Here is a 16,909-nt window from a genome sequence, read left to right as displayed (position 1 = left end):
AAATGCGTCATAACAAACGAAGGGGTAAGGCCAAATTTTTCCTTGTTTGCCAAACAGTTCTCACCGGAACCTCAGAAGCTCCATGAAGTTTGAGATTAGGCAAGGCCGGCCAGGAAGAACCCTGGCCGGCTGGAGTGTCGGTTACCCCGCCGGCAGGAAGTCGATCGGGTACAGGATGGTGATGGTCGGCACCCCGGCTTTTGGCCCGAAATTAAAGCGCTTGACCCGTGAGGCAATCATGCGGTCCAGAGTCGCGGAGTCCATATCACTGGTCTCGACCTTCGCGAGCGACACACTGCCATCCGGCTCGATCGTGATGCGTAGGACCATCTTGCCCTGTAGCGCAGGATTCTTGCGCAGCTCACGGTTGTAGATGCGATAGAGCGCAGCCTTATACCGATCGAACACGATCTGGATCTCCTCGTCCGTGCGGGAAGGACCTGCACCATTGCTGAGGGGACGATCCTCACCGGCAAAGTCACCCTCACTGCCGATCGAACTCTCGACCCTCGAGAATGCCACGCCATTCAGGGCAGAGCCGGTTCCGCCGACATTCCTGCTAAGGGAGGCAGTATCGATACCGCCACTACCGGCTTTTGCCGCCGCTGTAATCAGGGAACGCTGACTACGGTTCTCCCTCTTACCCGTGGTGCTAAGCTGCGTCTGCACGCCGAGGCGCTGATCCAGGTCATCCTCAATCAGGTCCTGGAAGTTGTCCTTGAATGCAAGCACACCCGCTCGCTCAGCCTTCCGACGAGCCTCTTTTTTCTCAGCCTTGGTGGGTGGCGGCTCTTTCTGGGCGACCTCTTTCTTGGGCTCCGGTTTCTTTTCATCCGGTTTTTGCTGGGCCTGCTTCGGTTCCGGCGGCGGCTTCGGCTTTGTCTTTTTCTCGATTACAAGCTTGGCGAGGCGCTCGGGTATCTCAATAACCTGATTCTCATCCGGCTCAGGCAAGGTCCATAGCGCCACGCCAGAGCCCAGCAGCAGTGCCAGCAGCAGTGAAGCCAGGACCGACTTACGGAAACGCTTTTCGTCCTCGCCCTGCTTGTGCCAGGGCATAACCGCATCACAATCGCGGGAAAGATCCAGCTCGCGGGTGACTTCAAACTCGAACTGCGCCTCTTCCTGTTCCTGCTGAAGTCGCTCCGCTTCGTAGTCGAGATCGGCCAGCGTCTCTTCGTAGCTCGCAATCTCCCTATCGAGCTTCTGCGCCTTCTCCTGCATCAGGCCGCGATCGGCGTTATGCGCTTTGAGCGTTCGCGCAATCCTGCGCAATACAACCTCGGATGCATCGTCACGATATTGATCTGCCCAGAATAGCTCGCCCGCGCCCACTTCCTCCAGGCGCGAGAGGCGCTCACTTATCTCTGCAAGCAGCCTGTGCTCTTCCGAGGCACGGTCAAATTCGGACAGGCGATCCTGAACTAACTGGCGCTCTCCTTCGAGCACACGGATCCTGCGAAGCGTCGTTGTCTGCGCATCGCTGACCGCCTGTTGCTGTTGAACCAAATTATTCACAAAACTTCCATCAACTCTGCGACGCTTTCTGAACTACCGCCAGCGATATACGTGTATAGCCGGCACTGGTACAGCTCGACATGACTTTTTTCAGCAAATGGAACGGCACAGTTCTGTCCGCAAGAATATTCACCTCAGGTGGCACTTCCTCAATCAGCCCTGCATCCCCCTCTTGCACAGCCCCCTCTGGGGCGTCAGCGGTTTCAGCAACAGCCACGCTGATTGCTTTACCCAGTTCAGCTTCCATGGCCTCCCTGATAACCTGAACCACACTTTCCTCACTACCCAGTAATTCCTCAATGGTGAGCACTGGCCTGGATTCAATCAGCACCTCATCATGGGTCACCATCAGAGTCACTGTTTCCCTGGGCTTTGACTCCACCACAGAGTCCGGCAGGGTGATCACCTTGGGCGGATCCAGCGCTTCATTGCTGGAAGTATTGGTCAGCAGGAAAAACACGAGAATCGTGAATACATCCATCAGGGAGGTAAGATTCATGCCGGGCGCCTTGCGTCTACGGCTTCGACCCATCCGCTTCATACGGCGACTTTCACGCTTCACGGCGCATCTCCTAGGGATATATCCGGGAACAGCACAACACGCTCAACAGAACCGGTTTCTTCCGGGTTGCTATCTTCGCTGCGCACTTCAGCTTCACGCACCGCATCCATGATGCCAACCAGGTATTCGTATGCGACATTGGCTTCCATCAGGATGATTGCGTCCGTCTTGTCCGGGTAACTACCCTTGACCTGCAACAGGAAGGTACGCAGTTTCTGCAGGTCATACCGCTCTTCTGTCGGTATAACCATTTGCTGCGCGCCTTCAGTTGCTACCTCTGTACCGCCGACAACCGCCTGATCCCCTTTCCCTTCCAGCTCCTCCGCTGTGACCAGGTTTGGAAACCGGGCAATGATCTTCTCTCCATCACCGATTTCAATCTGATCCTGCCGGACTACAACCTCAACAGTCACACTGGGATCATCCGGTGCCCCGCCTCCTGCACCGGAAGGCATATTCAGCTCGAGGATGGTCACACGGGAAAATACGGCTGAAACCAGCAGAAACGGGACCAAAACCACCATCAAGTTAAGGAAGGCGGTGATATCCAGCTCCGGCGCTTCTTTCTTGGCCGAATAACGCCTTCTTCTCATTATGCCGGTTCCGCTTGTATGCCCGGTTTTGGCGCTGCTTTACCGGGAGTCGGCACAGCAGATGTTTTTTCGTTTTTGGCCGCGGCACCGGTACGGCCCTCTTTCTCTTCGCCTTCCGAATCTACCCGACGACGCGAGGACAGAGAGATCATGCTCAGGGCCTTCACGGATACCATCTCCAGGCTGTCAACGATTTCACCGGTAAGGGAGTTCAGCAGTGCATGCACGATCAGCAGGGTAATACCCACCATCAGGCCGAAAGCAGTGGTGTTCATCGCCACCGAGATGCTCGCGGACAGCAGGTCCGCCTTCTCCGCTGGATTTGCATTTGCCACGGCGGTAAAGGCCTCGATCAAGCCCATGATGGTGCCAAGCAGACCCAACAGCGTGGCGATATTCGAGAAAAGCGCAACGTAAGAAGTGCGCTTTTCGAGCTGAGGGATGATTTCCATCATGCTTTCATCCATCGCGATTTCGATATCCTCACGACGGCGCACTGCGCCCTGGCGAGAAAGCCCCATGGCGATGAGCTTGGCAACGCCGGAATTACTATCTTTGATCAGATTACGCACGCGATCAAAGTCACCAGCCGCAAGGATCGGACGAACCTTATCCCACATCGCCCGGTTAGTGTGGCGTTCATAAACCAGGCGGGCATAACGCTCCGCTGCGACTGCCAAGCCCAACGCCAGCACAACCAGAATGGGATACATAAATGCACCGCCCGTCTGGAAAAACGCGATTACGCTATTAAAAAAATCCATTACACACCCTCTCGACACATAGTGCAGTAAGCAAAAAAATCAATCCGGCCGCAGTGCAATGCATGCCCGCTAGCCTCAATAAAATTAATTAACCAAAGAGTCACTCTTGATCAGTGCTCAATTTGTAAAACTCATACTCGCGCTGGAAGACATCTTTATCCAGCGGCTGCAGTGAATCATCCAACAAGGAAGATGCGAGATCCGTTTCCACACCAACCTCTGAGCTTTTCCAGGGCACGATATAAAGCGACTTTGGCGCTTCCTTGTTACCGATAATGGAGATTCCGGAAAGTGACTTGACTTCATCATCTACTTTCTTTGACGCCACATTCACATTTTCCTGAACCGTTCCGGCCTCGTCTTCCTCGGCCAGCACTGACGGAGTCGCGCCAGCTACCATTAAGGAGCACAGCAGTATTACGACCAAATTTTTCATTACATCCGCCGCTCCAGTTCGGCCAGCCATATCTTGATTTCGGGCGCGTCCGGTTTGAGATTCCGGTAATGTTGGAATTGTGCCAGCGCACAGGAAAGATCCTGGAGATACAGGTCACATAAAATGCCAAGGTTTCGAACAAGCACTGGATAATCCGGATTAACTTGAAGGCCGGACTGGTAGATTGTGCGCGCCTCCTCAAAACGCCCCTGACGCCGGTACAGTGCCCCCAGCTCATTACTCGCAGCTGCGTGGCCGGCCCGTACTGCAAGCGCCTTCACAAACGCTTCCTCGGCGCTCTTTTCATCGCCAACCCGGTAATAGGCGATGCCCAGGTTGACGTACGGCGCAGGCAGGCGCGATTCCCGCTGAACAAGCGGTTCCAGTATCCCGATCGCCTCTTCATACCGCTCTCCACGCAGGTATTCCAGCGAGCGCTCAAAATCCCGGCTCACTCCGCCCGACACCCGCACGGATGCGGGGTCGATTGCAGTCCGGCCGCCTGGCGGATTACCGGCACAGGCTCCCAGCACCAGAGACACCAGCACTACTGTAAGGCGTATTACTGGCAGTACGCGTAGGGAACTCTGGCTCATGATTGACCTCCCTCAAGGGCATCAGCTTCACCAGCTACCTCGTCAGATTTCTTGTTCGAAGCCGTTTCCAGGCTGGCATCAGTACTGGCATCAACAGAAGCAGTGGATACCTGCGGCAGAGGGATGATTGACGGCAACGGCTGCCCGTACTCTTCCGCACGCGCGTAGCGGGCAGGCATCAGAACAGCCAGTGCGCCGATACTGCGCTCCACCCAGTGGTTGTACATGCCCCGGCCAAGGAGCGAGATATTTTTCTCGTGAACAGAAATTGCACGCTCCTCGAACGGGAATATCTGCTCCTCCAGTGCCAGCTCATACTCCTCCAGCTCCAGTGGAGTCAGATTAGTGGGGCGTTCCGAGTCCTTAAGGGCGACACTGAATTCCAGATAGATCTCAGCCAGATAGAAAGTTGCTGCTGCAGTGACCTCAGCCACCTGATAATCAATCAGCCTGGTAAATGCATTGGTAGCGGTTTTCATCAGGCTGCGCTTGCGATTAATACTGCGGTCAACCGGTGAAACCAGCGGTACCGCCACAAAAGCTTCAAACGCGGGCTCCGCAAGTTGCAGCGCTGCATGCCCCCCTAGGTAACGGGTGCGCTCGGTACGATTTGCCTTACCGCCACGCTCAATCCGTACAAGCCGCTCGAGCGCTTGCGTATAACGCGTCTGATCGCCGCTCGCGGAATAGATGTCGGCAACCTTTTGCCTCACTTCTATTGCCGGCTCGAATGGCGCCGGGAAGAATTTCAGGTAGCGATTTAGCACGTTTATCGCCTGACCGGACTCCTCCGCTGCCACATAAAGATCCGACGCTTGCAGGAGCGCCTCCCGGCGCGTCGCATCGTCATCCGATTCACGTTCGATGCGCTCGAACTCCTGTGCGGCGAGGGAAAGCTGGCCACTCTCCGAATAGACGACGGCAAGTTTTTTGGTCACTTCACCTAGCAATTCGTGTTTGGGGAAGTTTGCACGGAAGGCAGTCAAGACCTCGGCCGCCCTGTCCCAGGCCGAAAGGTTAATTAGTGCCGTGGCGGCATCATACTCTGCCGTGGCGAGGATGCTGGCCGTGGGGGCCGCATTGCGGATCCGAAGAAAGTGCTGAGCGGCACGCGCATGGTCGCCCGTGTCGCGTGCCAGCACCCCCTGCTGGTAAATGGATGCGGCCAGGTTTTCAAACAAAGCCTGGTCCTGCCCTTTTTTTTCTTTGACCGACATAGCCAGAACCACACGATAGGCTTTCTCGGCTTCAATGTAGAGGGCTGTATCAAATGACGCATGCGCTATCACAACCCAGGCAGCGTGCTGAATTTCCGTATTGGCTTTCGGAAACTGCTCCAGTAACGCCCGGCCGTACTGGATGGCCGGGGCATATTCCTTCAGACCATACAGGTCCTCCACTGCGCCCAGCTGTACACGGGCTGCATTTTCATGCTCTGGATAGGTCGATGCAAAACGCAACGATGAGCGCACGATTTCCCGAAGAAAGGCTGCACGTTCGGTGGCGCCTGCACTCTTTAAGTTATTGGCAAGGTGCTCACGATAAGAAAAGACGGCAGCATAGCCCGCCTCACCAGCCTGTTCGTGTCTGGGATAGTCATAAGCCGTGCGCTCATACTCGACACCTGCAGAATTAAAATCCCGGTTCTCCAACATCAGGCCGGCGAGCTGAAAATTCACCTGCGGTGCACGTGCCATTTGCTTGAAGCTGGTCAGGTAACGACGGTACCAGTGAATCGCTTCCTGATAGTTCTCCGCACGTTTATCTTTTAGGCGTTTATTCTGGAAGGCCGCATGGTAGTGCGCGGCAAGATCAGTAAGATTGGACTGGAGGAACTCGTAGGCATGACCGTATTCATTAATATCGAACACACTCCAGTAGCTGGCATCCAATGCATAAGTATTGGCGAACTCTTTCTTTGACGCCAAAACCAGCTTGGGAAAGCCGCCCTTTTCATAGATTTCGATCACGCGGATGGAAAAATCCGGTGCAACCCTGTCCAGCGGCCTGCGGCTAACGAAGGCAGTGTAGGCTTCAGCCGCATCCTGGTAACGGCGTTTGTCCAGGTAGTACTCACCCAGATGACTGTATACCAGAGATTCGTAGGGGCGCTCGCCTTTCCTGTCAAAGTACTCCACGATGGATTCGGCACCACCGAGATAGGAGAAACTCAGGCTGACAACCCTGAAGGTGTCGCCAACATGCTTGCGCTCAACTTTGTTCGTCTGTTGATTGAAGTCATATCCACGGGCGCGCTTGTAATCCAGCATGGCAATGAAGTCATCCAGCGCCTCTTCGTACAACTCCTGCTTAAAGAACGCCCAGCCACGCTTGTACAGCGCGAGCTCAAAGAAGCTCGACGCCTGTCCCATTGCAGCAACACGACCGTAAGCCTCTTCCGCATCCAGATATTTCTTGCGGGTAAAATAATATTCCCCCAGACGAAAATATGACTCGTCAACGTGACGGGATCCGGGAAATTCCGCAACCAGGCGGTGCAGAATTCTCACCGCCTTGTCCATCTCACCTGTTTCCTCGTAGGCACGCGACAACTGGTACATAACCTGGTCATTGCGAGGATACAGGGGGTACTTTTTCAGTAGCTTTTGATAAAGGGAGATCGCCTCTGCGGCATTCGCGGCGAGTACTGCATCGGTATTCCCTTCCGGGAGTTCCGGCGTGGCCTCACTGGCTTGGACCTCTCTGGCAGCACTGGCCCGCCGCTCAAAGTCGCGGTCGGATTCTGCCCCCCTGTCGGCGAGTACAGGCCTGTCGGCAACATTTTCAGGTTTACTGGACAGCTGCCCCACCAAAGGCTGTGCCGCTGCAGGCTCAGGTGTCTCAGGTCTTCGGCTTGCTTGCGTTGCCGCCTCTACCTGATGAGCCTGCTTGATCTTCAAATCCGCTATGCGCCGAATCGCCTCTGGCGTCATTGCTGATTCTGGAGTTTCCTGCAAATATTTTTGGTAGCCCGCGAGTGCGTGTTCGAGACTCCCCTCAAGATTGGTCTCCTCGATCTTTATTTCAACTTTTTCGAGGCTACCAATCGTCTGATGCCCACCAGTTGCGCAACCACCTAATACGGCTACACATGCGAGCGCTAATGGCGCCGGGTTGAAGCGAGTCACTTATCACCCCCTTCAGGCAGGCCACCCGGGCTCAGCTCCGGTGGGTTATTCTTTGGCAATCCAGAATTATCTTTCCGGTATTGCTCTGCCCTACGCTCGCCATCTCGCTGCTCGAGAAGCTCATTGGCACGATCATAACTATCCGCCAGCGCGAACCTTGCCTTGACCTGGTAGCTCTCGATCACAGCCCGACGCCGCTCCAGCTCGGTGATGGCAACCGCTTCGAGCATGCTTCCCTGGCGCGCCATCAAAAATTCAAGCCGGTCCTGTGATTGCCGCAGCCTCGCGCGCAATCGCTCCACGGACTGGTCATGCCCTGCATAGCTCTGGGTCGCGGCCTGTCGGCGCTGCACAAACGCAGTACGGGCTTCCTGCAAGCGCTCGATTTCAGCATTCAGCTCCTGCAGGCGCTGGAAAGCATTGGTCAGCCTACTGTCATATTCTGTCTCCAGGCGCCAATCGATGACGCCTTCCAGACGGGCCACGCGCGCATTTGATACTTCATCATTACTACCAAACAGGATGTCGGCTAGATTGTTCAGGCGCTGGATATACTGAATTTCCTCGGCGTTTGCGAGATACTCCGGGCGCCGGGAAACCAGCATGAGATCAACACGCGCAGCGAAGCGATCCCGCTCTTCCATACGTAATTTGATTCTCGCATCGAGAACGCGAAATGCCTCGTCGATGCCCGGCAATATGGGCTCAAAGTATGCGCGGCGGCTGGCTATCAGGGACTGCAGGGCATCCAGGCTCTCGAGCCACTTGGTATTGCGCTCATGCAGGTCATTCAGGTCGTGATAGTTACGCAGGAATTCCTGGTAGTCATTTGAGGCCATCAACTGCAAAAGGTAATGCGTTTCTGGGGCACCGGGTAGCTCCCGCAAAGCGACAACCCAGTTTTCGATCTGCCTCGCCTCCTTGCGGCGCAGCGCCTCAAGAAGCTTGCCTTCACGCACACCTCTGATCGACGCAGTGAGCACATCAACTTCTTGCCCAAACTGCTCCAGTGCATGGCCATAATTGACCGCTGCCGTACTGAAAACCTCCAACTTCCCGTATGCGTAAGGAACTGCCAGTAACGCCTCCTGGGCGGAAGCGTCTGTTACTTTCCTTTCGCTCAGTAGCTGCCACGGCACCAGCGCCCGCTCGTAGTTGCCAGCTCTGGCCTCTACCCAGCCGGCACCGAGCAGCGCGCGATTGGAGAATGGTCCTTCAAGATTTACACGATTGAAATGAGTACGGGCAAGTTGCAGCTCTCCAGCCTCCAGCAGCCTTGAGGCAAGCAGCAGGTTTGCCTTGTCTGCCAGTGCCTGCCTGGCGGGATCTTGCACCGTCCGACGCCCAAGGGCAGCAAGCTCGGCGATGCCTGCCGCGGCCTCGCCGGACTTTAACAGTGCTATGCCCAAATTGTATTCGACAAAGCCCTCGAATCCCTGCTCACCCTTCATTGAACGCAGCAGGGCGATTGCTTCCGGCAGCCGGCCCAACTCCATATACACTCTCGCACGAAGGAACTGTTCAGCTGGACGGACTCTGTGAGGAACCCCGCCCTCGATCATCTGCAAGGCATGCAGGGCGTTTTGAGTCTGCCGTTTCTGGTAGTGAATGTTGGCCAGGCGATAAGCTGCTTCATTCTTCACCTGCTGGGGGACATCCCCATTTAGAACCGCCTCAACAGCCCTGCCCGCCTGCTGGTGCATGCGATAGGAAAGCTCCAGGTCTCCCACTGAAAATTGCGCTTGGTCGCGGTGAAAACTGAAAGGGTCGAGCAGCGGCTCATCGAGGCGCCTGTGTTGCGCCAGCTCAACGTCCAGCCCCACGATTGCGTCTAGATAGTTATCCTGATGGGCCTCGTACATTGCCGCGGCAAAGAACAGATCACGGGCGGACTTCTGGCCAGCCCCCTGCGGCTCTGCAGCACCTGAAGCGGAGCATATGGTCAGTGCAGCCGACAGAATCACGGCACGCGGGAATAATCTGGCTCCCATCTCCGACGCCTCACATAGCGCTGGAAGCTCTAACATGCGCAGCACGGATTTCGTGCAGGCTCGCCATGCCACCATGGTTACCTGACCTTGAAATTGATCGCGGACTGGTCTCCGGCGAGCTCAATCTCGACAAATGCCGGGCCTGTTTGCTTTTCGACTGTAAACCCGGCATTAACCCGCAGCTCTTTGCCCGCAGCGGACTCGCCGATAAGGCGCACGTGAAGCGGGTGATGACCGGGTTCAAGGTTGGCTAAATGGATTTTCTGGACTCCGCCTTTACGCAGGGATTCCAGCTCACGGAAGGTGTAAAGATGATGAGAAACAACCTTGCCGTCGAGACTCAGCTCCACAGCCTGAAGGTCGAACTCGCTGCCGGATGGCACAGAGACAAAAAACGCGGCCTGGGTACTGGACGGGAAGAGCAGTTTTTCCTCCAGCAAAGCAAGCTCCGACGTCAGCTCGATAACGTCCTGCTTCGCGCTCTGGATCTGCTCGTCCAGACCATAAATTTCTTCACGACTGACAGCCTGCCCGAAAGCGCACGATGCGATCAACATCAGGGATATAAAGCGCAAAGCTCGTTTCATCTTTTCTACCTCTGGGAGCACTCTGGGCTAAAGCAACCGCAGACACGGAAAAGCAACCGTGCCCAATACTGGAAACAGGAAGATGAATTGTACGCAAACGAGCCCTACGCGAGATGTGAGGCAAGTCATAACTCGGCGACGTGCGGGAGTCGATTACTTCTCGTTTCTGAAAAGACGTAAATGCGCCGCACCCCTATTGGGCAGGCAAGAGATACAAAAAAACCCCGCAGTGCGGGGCTTTCAGGATGTTGCCGGATTGCTTTGATCAACCCGGACTTTAATGTGGTGCTCAGGGCGGGACTTGAACCCGCACGCACAAAGTGCACTACCCCCTCAAGATAGCGTGTCTACCAATTCCACCACCTGAGCAAATTTTGGTTCCGCTTTACTGCGGCTGTTCGGCCTCGTCTGCCTCCGGCACTTCTGCTTCGATAGCGTCTTCCACTACCGGCACATCGCCTTCACCCTCAAACGCCGGCACTTCCGGCTGGGTCTGTTCGGCTGCCGGAATTTCCGGAATACCGAGGTCATCGCTGCCGCCTGCATTGTTCTTCGCAACGATGGCCAACGCGAAGCTGGTGACGAAGAATACAGTCGCCAGAATTGCAGTCAAGCGGGAAAAGAAGTTACCGCCGCCCTGGCTACCGAAAACGGTCTGGGAAGCGCCGGCACCAAATGATGCGCCCGCTTCAGCACCCTTGCCCTGCTGCAGCAGGATCAGGCCGATAATGCTGATCGCTGTCAGCACATGAAACACAAGAATAATTTTTTCCATTAGATCGGAAACCCGTTCTTGAGCGCTTAAACAGCAGCGCTGCAAATTTTCGCGAATTCTTCCGGCTTCAGAGAGGCTCCCCCCACCAAAGCACCATCGATGTCTGCCTGGGCAAACAGTTCGGCCGCATTGTCACCTTTGACACTGCCACCGTAAAGAACCTGTATTGACTGCCCTTCCGCGCCGAGCGCCTGCCTGATGAAGGCGTGCACTTCCTGCGCCTGCTCCGGCGTTGCAGTCTTGCCGGTGCCTATCGCCCAAACCGGCTCGTAGGCAATTACCGCATTGTCCCAGGGGGACTCCGCCTCTCCACTGACCGCTGCCAGCTGCTCCGCAATCACCTGCAGGGTGTTGCCGGATTCGCGCTGCTCGAGAGTCTCGCCAACGCAGAGGATCGGCACCAAGCCGGCTGCGCGGGCTGCGTGGTACTTTTCAGCCACCACCGTATTGCTCTCGCCATACAGGCTGCGACGCTCGGAATGCCCCACGATAACGTAACGAACACCCAGGTCACCCAACATGGCGGCACTGACCTCGCCGGTAAAGGCGCCCTGCGGCTCGGCATTGAGGTTCTGTGCGCCTGCTTCAAGCCCCTTCTCCGCGCAGGCCGCAGCAACGGTGGCGAGGTAGGGATATGGCGGACAGATCACCACGTTGCCCGCAGGGGCAAACTCCGCAAAGAAACCACGAATAAACGCACTTGAACCGTGCATCTTCCAGTTGGCTACAACCAGTTTCTGCCGCATCGCAGCTCTTATCCTTTTTCAGTGGTGGGCGTTACATCTTCTACCCGGTGGCCTGCGCCGCCGTGGCAATGCCCAGCCTCTTTAAAGCGGGCGCAAATGGTAGCGACATTGGTGCCAACATACAACCGCTAATCCATTGCTTTTAAACAAATTTTCCGGCGCGACCTAGGCCGCACCCACGGACTCCACCACGCCGGCGATGTCGGCGGCTAGCTGCCGCACCTCGTCGGCCCGGTCACCCTCGACCATCACCCGGATCAATGGCTCGGTACCGGATGGCCGCAAAAGCACCCTGCCGCGGCCGCCCAATTGGTTCTCTGCCGCAGCAACGGCCTCCGCCACCTTGGGGTGCTCGATCACGCCATCGCGCTTCTGCAAGCGCACATTGATCATGTGCTGTGGATACATGGTCATAAGCGCCTTGACCTGGTGCAAGTCCTGGCCAAAATCACCCAGCGCGCGCAACACCTGTAGCGCGGAGACGATGCCGTCGCCGGTGGTGGTGACATCGCCACACACAATATGACCGGATGACTCGCCACCCAGGTGCCAGTGGTTTTCACGCATCATTTCCAGCACGTAGCGATCGCCCACCTTGGCGCGCCCAAACGGGATTTCGCGCTCCTTGAGAGCAAGCTCGAAGCCATAATTGCTCATCAGGGTGCCCGCCACGCCATTGCAGCCATCACCGAACTGGTGCCGGTGCAGGGCGATGATAAACAGCAACTGGTCACCGTCCACCAGCTCGCCGTTGCGGTCCACGAACATGACGCGGTCACCGTCTCCGTCAAACGCAATGCCCAGGTCCGCCTGCTGCTCCTGCACCGCTTTTTGCAAAGCTGCGGGGCTGGTGGAGCCCACCTTTTCATTGATGTTATGACCATCCGGCTGGGTGCCGATGGTCACCACCTCTGCACCCAGCTCGCGAAACACGCTAGGAGCAATGTGGTAGGTGGCACCATTGGCGCAGTCCAGCACGATCTTGCGGCCGCGCAATTTGGTGCCCCAGGGCACGGTGCCCTTGCAGAATTCGATATAGCGGCCGGCAGCATCGTCGATGCGTACCGCCTTGCCGAGGCGATCGCCCATCTCCATGGGCTCATCCAGCGCGGCCTCGATCTCGAGCTCCAGCTCGTCGCCGAGCTTGCGACCGGAGCTGTTAAAAAACTTGATACCGTTATCCTGGTAGGGATTATGCGACGCACTAATGACGATACCGGCCTGGGCACGGAAGGCGCGGGTCAGATAGGCGACGCCCGGCGTCGGCATGGGGCCGAGCAGCGCCACGTCCACGCCGGCGTAGCTGAGACCGGCCTCCAGGGCTGCCTCGAACATATAGCCGGAGACACGGGTATCCTTACCGATCAGCACCCGGCCACCTTCATTGTGGCGCGCCATCACCTTGCCCACCGCATAGCCGAGCCGCAACATGAAGTCCGGCGTGATTGCACCATTGCCTACAGTGCCGCGGATGCCATCAGTTCCAAAATATTTCTTTGCCACGAAAAACCCCGTAAATCTCTGCTTATTCTCTCTCGTATCGTCTCGCGCCCTTTATTCAGGGCACCGGACCCGGCCCGGCTTGCACCATGGCCAGCAGGCTCAGCACGTCCCGCGTTTCCGCGACATCGTGCACCCGTAAAATCCTTGCGCCGCGCTCCGCCGCCAGCATCGCCAGCGCCAGGCTACCGGCAAGGCGCTGGTCCACATCGCGGCCCAGCAAGCGGCCGATCATCGACTTGCGCGACAGGCCGGCCAGGATTGGCTCGCCGCCCGGCGCAATCTCCGCGAGGCCGCGCAACAACGACAGGTTGTGCGCATCGGTTTTGCCGAACCCGAAACCCGGGTCCAGCAGAATATTCTCCGCCGCAATGCCCGCATTTATTGCAGCAGCCTTGCGCTGCGCCAGGAAATCCCCTACTTCCGCCACTACATTCGCGTAATGCGGGGCGGCCTGCATGCTGCCCGGTTCGCCCTGCATATGCATCAGGCACACCGGCAGGCCGGTTGCCGCTGCCGCAGTGAGCGCTCCCTCACGTTGCAGGGCGCGTACATCGTTGACCAGGCCCGCGCCGGCTTTGGCTGCCTCTGCAATCACCGCCGGCGTGCTGGTATCCACAGAAACGATGGCACTGGTGCCCGTCGCAATCGCCTGCACCAGCGGAATCACCCGGTCGAGCTCTTCCTGTTCAGAAACCGGCTTTGCACCCGGCCGGGTCGACTCACCGCCGATATCGATTATGGCGGCGCCCTCGGCCACCATCTGTTCGGCCCGGCTCAGCGCCAGCTCCAGGTCCAGCCTTCCAGCGCTGTAATAGCTGCCACCATCTGAAAAGGAATCCGGGGTTGCGTTCAGCACCCCCATAATGACCGGCTGTGATAAATCCAGCGCGCGCGCGCCGCACTGTAACTGCATTCCCGTGCTTCCGCTTGCCTTTAAGAAGCCCATAAAAAAACCGGGGCCCAAGCCCCGGTTATTCAGGCAATCAATCAGTGTCCGTTTGCCGGACCGCCTACCGAGTTGGATGACAGGTCGTCACCGCCCGGCTTGTTTTCCCCGGCCTGAGGCTCCTCATCACCGGTCTTGCCGGAACCGCCACCGAAGGAACCACCGTCATGCCAGTCGCGTGGCGGGCGTACCTTACGTCGCGCCATCAGGTCATCGACCTGCTCCGCGTCGATGGTTTCATACTCCATCAGGGCGTCTTTCATCGCCTCGAGGATATCCCGGTTTTCTTCCAGCAGGCCCTTGGCGCGCTCATAGCAGCCATCGATGATGCGGCGCACTTCCTCGTCGATTTCGTTGGAGGTCTTGCCGGAAATCGGGTTACCTGCACCCGGCTGACCACTCTCGTCCTCACCGTAGTGCAATGGGCCCAGCTTCTCGGACAGGCCCCATTTGGTCACCATGTTACGGGCCAGGTCTGTAGCGCGCTCGATATCGTTCTGCGCACCGGTGGTCACGCCATCAAAGCCCAGCGTCATTTCCTCGGCAATCCGGCCACCGAACAGGGAGCACAGCTGCGATTCGATGGCACGCTTGGACAGGCTGTACTTGTCCTCTTCCGGCAGGAACTGGGTGACACCCAGTGCGCGGCCGCGCGGAATGATGGTCACCTTGTGTACCGGGTCGTGCTCCGGCATCAGGCGGCCGATGATGGCATGGCCGGCCTCGTGGTATGCCGTGTTTTCCTTTTCCTTCTCGCTCATGACCATGGATTTGCGCTCGGCGCCCATCATGATCTTGTCGCGGGCTTTCTCGAACTCCTCCATGGTGACCACACGGCGGTTGGCCCGCGCGGAGATCAACGCCGCCTCATTCACCAGGTTGGCCAGGTCTGCACCGGAGAAGCCCGGGGTACCGCGCGCAATAGTCTGCGCGGAAACCTTGTCATCCAGCGGCACCTTGCGCATATGCACCTTGAGAATCTGCTCGCGGCCACGGATATCCGGCAGGCCCACAAACACCTGGCGGTCGAAACGGCCCGGGCGCAACAGCGCGCGATCGAGCACGTCCGGGCGGTTGGTCGCGGCAATGACGATCACACCCTCGTTGCCCTCGAAGCCGTCCATTTCCACCAGAAGCTGGTTCAGGGTCTGCTCACGCTCGTCGTGGCCACCCCCAACGCCGCCACCACGGTGGCGACCGACCGCGTCGATTTCATCGATAAAGATAATGCACGGCGCCTGTTTCTTGGCCTGGTCGAACATGTCGCGCACACGGGACGCGCCTACACCCACGAACATTTCGACAAAGTCGGAACCGGAAATCGAGAAGAACGGCACCTTGGCCTCACCGGCGATCGCTTTCGCCAGCAGGGTCTTACCGGTACCCGGCGGGCCTGCCATCAGCACACCACGGGGAATCTTGCCGCCCAGTCGCTGGAACTTGGAAGGGTCGCGCAGGAACTCCACCAGCTCCTGTACGTCTTCCTTGGCCTCATCCACACCGGCGACGTCTGCAAAGGTGGTTTTGATCTGATCTTCACCCAGCAGGCGCGCCTTGCTCTTGCCGAAGGCCATAGGGCCTGAGCGCCCACCGGCGCCCCCCTGCATCTGACGCATAAAGAACATGAATACGGCGATGATCAGCAGGATCGGGAAGCTGGCCACCAGCAGCTGCTGCCAGATACTCGGGCTCTCGGGCTCCTTGCCGATGAACTCGACACCGCCGTTCAGCAGGTCCTTGTACAGGCCGTCATCCAGGATCTGCGGCTGGATAGTCTTGAAACGGGTGCCGTCCATGCGCTCGCCGAGGATCGTGAGACCATCGATCTGTACGGTTTTCACCTGACCTGACTGCACATCCTCAATAAATGTCGAGTAGCTGAGGGACTGGTCCCGGGTCGGCGCCTTAAAGTTCTGGAACACCATTAACAGCACCGCGGCGATGATCAGCCAGAGCACCAGGTTTTTTGCCATATCGTTCAAAGGCACAGCCCTCTCTGTAGTGCGCACACGCGCACTTTCCGTAAATTAGATTATAGGTTGGACCGGATTGTGACCGACTGCCGACGCAGAGGTCAATTTCCTCGGTGCAGTGTCGCCAAAACCGTCGGAAGCGCGGCCTATCGACCCTTAAAGCCCTTGGCTACCACATAGACTTCACGAGAGCGCGGCCTGGATGCACCGGGCTTGCGCGTCACGACCGAATTAAAGGTAGTGCGGAGATCCCGGAACAGCTCGTCAAACCCCTCCCCCTGGAAGACCTTGGCGACGAAATTACCGCCCGGGCGCAGCACCTGGCGTGCCATGTCTACTGCCAGCTCGACCAAATACATCGAGGCCGGCTGGTCTACATCCCTTATACCACTCATATTGGGGGCCATATCGGAGATTACAAGGTCTGCGAGGTCGTCACCGAGCAACTCCAACAGGCGCGTAAGCACCGCCTCCTCGGTAAAGTCACCCTGTACGAACTCCACGCCCGCCAGCGGGTCCATCTCCAGGATGTCCGAGGCGATGACCCGGCCCTTGTGGCCCACCAGTTCTGCCGCGACCTGGGACCAGCCCCCGGGCGCCGCGCCCAGGTCCACCACGGTCATACCGGGGCGGATCAGCTTGTCCTTGTCGTTGAGTTCAACCAGCTTGTAAGAGGCGCGCGAGCGATAGCCCTCTTTCTGTGACTGCTTTACATACTGGTCGTTGAAATGTTCGCGCAGCCAGCGATGGCTGCTTTTAGATCGGCCCATAGGATACAATTACAGCATTCA

Annotated in this window: 15 protein-coding genes and 1 tRNA gene; all 16 read right to left on the bottom strand. The window is 57.5% G+C overall.

Annotated features, from left to right (window positions below; all coding sequences use genetic code 11):
* Positions 1-141 precede the first annotated feature (141 nt).
* Positions 142-1,518 carry an AgmX/PglI C-terminal domain-containing protein gene (locus QSJ80_RS03625; RefSeq protein WP_285762919.1) on the bottom strand — a complete coding sequence of 459 codons (1,377 nt, stop codon included), beginning with the start codon at positions 1,516-1,518 and terminating at the stop codon, positions 142-144.
* 10 nt (positions 1,519-1,528) lie between these two features.
* Positions 1,529-2,017 carry an ExbD/TolR family protein gene (locus tag QSJ80_RS03620; RefSeq protein ID WP_434219162.1) on the bottom strand — a complete coding sequence of 163 codons (489 nt, stop codon included), beginning with the start codon at positions 2,015-2,017 and terminating at the stop codon, positions 1,529-1,531.
* Positions 2,018-2,076: 59 nt separating this feature from the next.
* Complete coding sequence (locus tag QSJ80_RS03615; protein WP_285762918.1) at positions 2,077-2,673, bottom strand: ExbD/TolR family protein; 597 nt, start codon at positions 2,671-2,673, stop codon at positions 2,077-2,079.
* On the bottom strand, positions 2,673-3,437 hold the full coding sequence (locus tag QSJ80_RS03610) for a MotA/TolQ/ExbB proton channel family protein (protein ID WP_285762917.1): 765 nt from the start codon (positions 3,435-3,437) through the stop codon (positions 2,673-2,675). Before QSJ80_RS03610 ends, QSJ80_RS03615 begins: the two co-directional genes overlap by 1 nt.
* Positions 3,438-3,537: 100 nt before the next feature.
* Positions 3,538-3,873 carry a hypothetical protein gene (locus QSJ80_RS03605; protein WP_285762916.1) on the bottom strand — a complete coding sequence of 112 codons (336 nt, stop codon included), beginning with the start codon at positions 3,871-3,873 and terminating at the stop codon, positions 3,538-3,540.
* Positions 3,873-4,469, bottom strand: coding sequence for a tetratricopeptide repeat protein (locus QSJ80_RS03600; protein ID WP_285762915.1), 597 nt, complete (start codon positions 4,467-4,469; stop codon positions 3,873-3,875). The genes QSJ80_RS03605 and QSJ80_RS03600 overlap by 1 nt, the downstream gene beginning before the upstream one ends.
* The gene (locus QSJ80_RS03595) at positions 4,466-7,597 is read right to left on the bottom strand and encodes a tetratricopeptide repeat protein (protein WP_285762914.1); all 3,132 of its coding nucleotides are present in this window, start codon (positions 7,595-7,597) and stop codon (positions 4,466-4,468) included. The genes QSJ80_RS03600 and QSJ80_RS03595 overlap by 4 nt, the downstream gene beginning before the upstream one ends.
* Positions 7,594-9,588 carry a tetratricopeptide repeat protein gene (locus QSJ80_RS03590; protein WP_285762913.1) on the bottom strand — a complete coding sequence of 665 codons (1,995 nt, stop codon included), beginning with the start codon at positions 9,586-9,588 and terminating at the stop codon, positions 7,594-7,596. The genes QSJ80_RS03595 and QSJ80_RS03590 overlap by 4 nt, the downstream gene beginning before the upstream one ends.
* 77 nt (positions 9,589-9,665) lie before the next feature.
* Positions 9,666-10,175: a hypothetical protein gene (locus tag QSJ80_RS03585; protein ID WP_285762912.1), complete on the bottom strand. Its 510-nt coding sequence runs from the start codon at positions 10,173-10,175 to the stop codon at positions 9,666-9,668.
* 283 nt (positions 10,176-10,458) lie between these two features.
* Positions 10,459-10,544 (bottom strand) — tRNA-Leu (locus tag QSJ80_RS03580).
* Between the two features lie 16 nt (positions 10,545-10,560).
* On the bottom strand, positions 10,561-10,950 hold the full coding sequence (secG, locus tag QSJ80_RS03575) for a preprotein translocase subunit SecG (RefSeq protein ID WP_285762911.1): 390 nt from the start codon (positions 10,948-10,950) through the stop codon (positions 10,561-10,563).
* A gap of 26 nt (positions 10,951-10,976) precedes the next feature.
* The gene (gene tpiA / locus QSJ80_RS03570; protein WP_285762910.1) at positions 10,977-11,696 is read right to left on the bottom strand and encodes a triose-phosphate isomerase; all 720 of its coding nucleotides are present in this window, start codon (positions 11,694-11,696) and stop codon (positions 10,977-10,979) included.
* Between the two features lie 165 nt (positions 11,697-11,861).
* Positions 11,862-13,199 carry a phosphoglucosamine mutase gene (gene glmM / locus QSJ80_RS03565; protein ID WP_285762909.1) on the bottom strand — a complete coding sequence of 446 codons (1,338 nt, stop codon included), beginning with the start codon at positions 13,197-13,199 and terminating at the stop codon, positions 11,862-11,864.
* A 55-nt stretch (positions 13,200-13,254) separates the two neighbouring features.
* Positions 13,255-14,112: a dihydropteroate synthase gene (gene folP, locus QSJ80_RS03560; RefSeq protein ID WP_285762908.1), complete on the bottom strand. Its 858-nt coding sequence runs from the start codon at positions 14,110-14,112 to the stop codon at positions 13,255-13,257.
* A gap of 74 nt (positions 14,113-14,186) precedes the next feature.
* On the bottom strand, positions 14,187-16,118 hold the full coding sequence (ftsH, locus tag QSJ80_RS03555; protein WP_285763643.1) for an ATP-dependent zinc metalloprotease FtsH: 1,932 nt from the start codon (positions 16,116-16,118) through the stop codon (positions 14,187-14,189).
* A gap of 146 nt (positions 16,119-16,264) precedes the next feature.
* On the bottom strand, positions 16,265-16,888 hold the full coding sequence (gene rlmE / locus QSJ80_RS03550) for a 23S rRNA (uridine(2552)-2'-O)-methyltransferase RlmE (RefSeq protein ID WP_285762907.1): 624 nt from the start codon (positions 16,886-16,888) through the stop codon (positions 16,265-16,267).
* Positions 16,889-16,909 lie beyond the last annotated feature (21 nt).

Source organism: Biformimicrobium ophioploci (assembly GCF_030270605.1).
Classification (GTDB): Bacteria; Pseudomonadota; Gammaproteobacteria; order Pseudomonadales; family Cellvibrionaceae; genus Biformimicrobium; species Biformimicrobium ophioploci.
Note: the sequence above shows the minus strand (reverse complement) of the source record. Positions and strands in the feature narration are given on the sequence as shown.

Excerpts from the sequence above, each read along its gene's own strand:
- QSJ80_RS03620 (WP_434219162.1), bottom strand. The coding sequence starts at position 2,017 with ATGAATCTTACCTCCCTGATGGATGTATTCACGATTCTCGTGTTTTTC.
- QSJ80_RS03615 (WP_285762918.1), bottom strand. The coding sequence starts at position 2,673 with ATGAGAAGAAGGCGTTATTCGGCCAAGAAAGAAGCGCCGGAGCTGGAT.
- QSJ80_RS03610 (WP_285762917.1), bottom strand. The coding sequence starts at position 3,437 with ATGGATTTTTTTAATAGCGTAATCGCGTTTTTCCAGACGGGCGGTGCA.
- QSJ80_RS03605 (WP_285762916.1), bottom strand. The coding sequence starts at position 3,873 with ATGAAAAATTTGGTCGTAATACTGCTGTGCTCCTTAATGGTAGCTGGC.
- QSJ80_RS03600 (WP_285762915.1), bottom strand. The coding sequence starts at position 4,469 with ATGAGCCAGAGTTCCCTACGCGTACTGCCAGTAATACGCCTTACAGTA.
- QSJ80_RS03590 (WP_285762913.1), bottom strand. The coding sequence starts at position 9,588 with ATGGGAGCCAGATTATTCCCGCGTGCCGTGATTCTGTCGGCTGCACTG.
- QSJ80_RS03585 (WP_285762912.1), bottom strand. The coding sequence starts at position 10,175 with ATGAAACGAGCTTTGCGCTTTATATCCCTGATGTTGATCGCATCGTGC.
- secG (WP_285762911.1), bottom strand. The coding sequence starts at position 10,950 with ATGGAAAAAATTATTCTTGTGTTTCATGTGCTGACAGCGATCAGCATT.
- tpiA (WP_285762910.1), bottom strand. The coding sequence starts at position 11,696 with ATGCGGCAGAAACTGGTTGTAGCCAACTGGAAGATGCACGGTTCAAGT.
- folP (WP_285762908.1), bottom strand. The coding sequence starts at position 14,112 with ATGCAGTTACAGTGCGGCGCGCGCGCGCTGGATTTATCACAGCCGGTC.
- ftsH (WP_285763643.1), bottom strand. The coding sequence starts at position 16,118 with ATGGCAAAAAACCTGGTGCTCTGGCTGATCATCGCCGCGGTGCTGTTA.
- rlmE (WP_285762907.1), bottom strand. The coding sequence starts at position 16,888 with ATGGGCCGATCTAAAAGCAGCCATCGCTGGCTGCGCGAACATTTCAAC.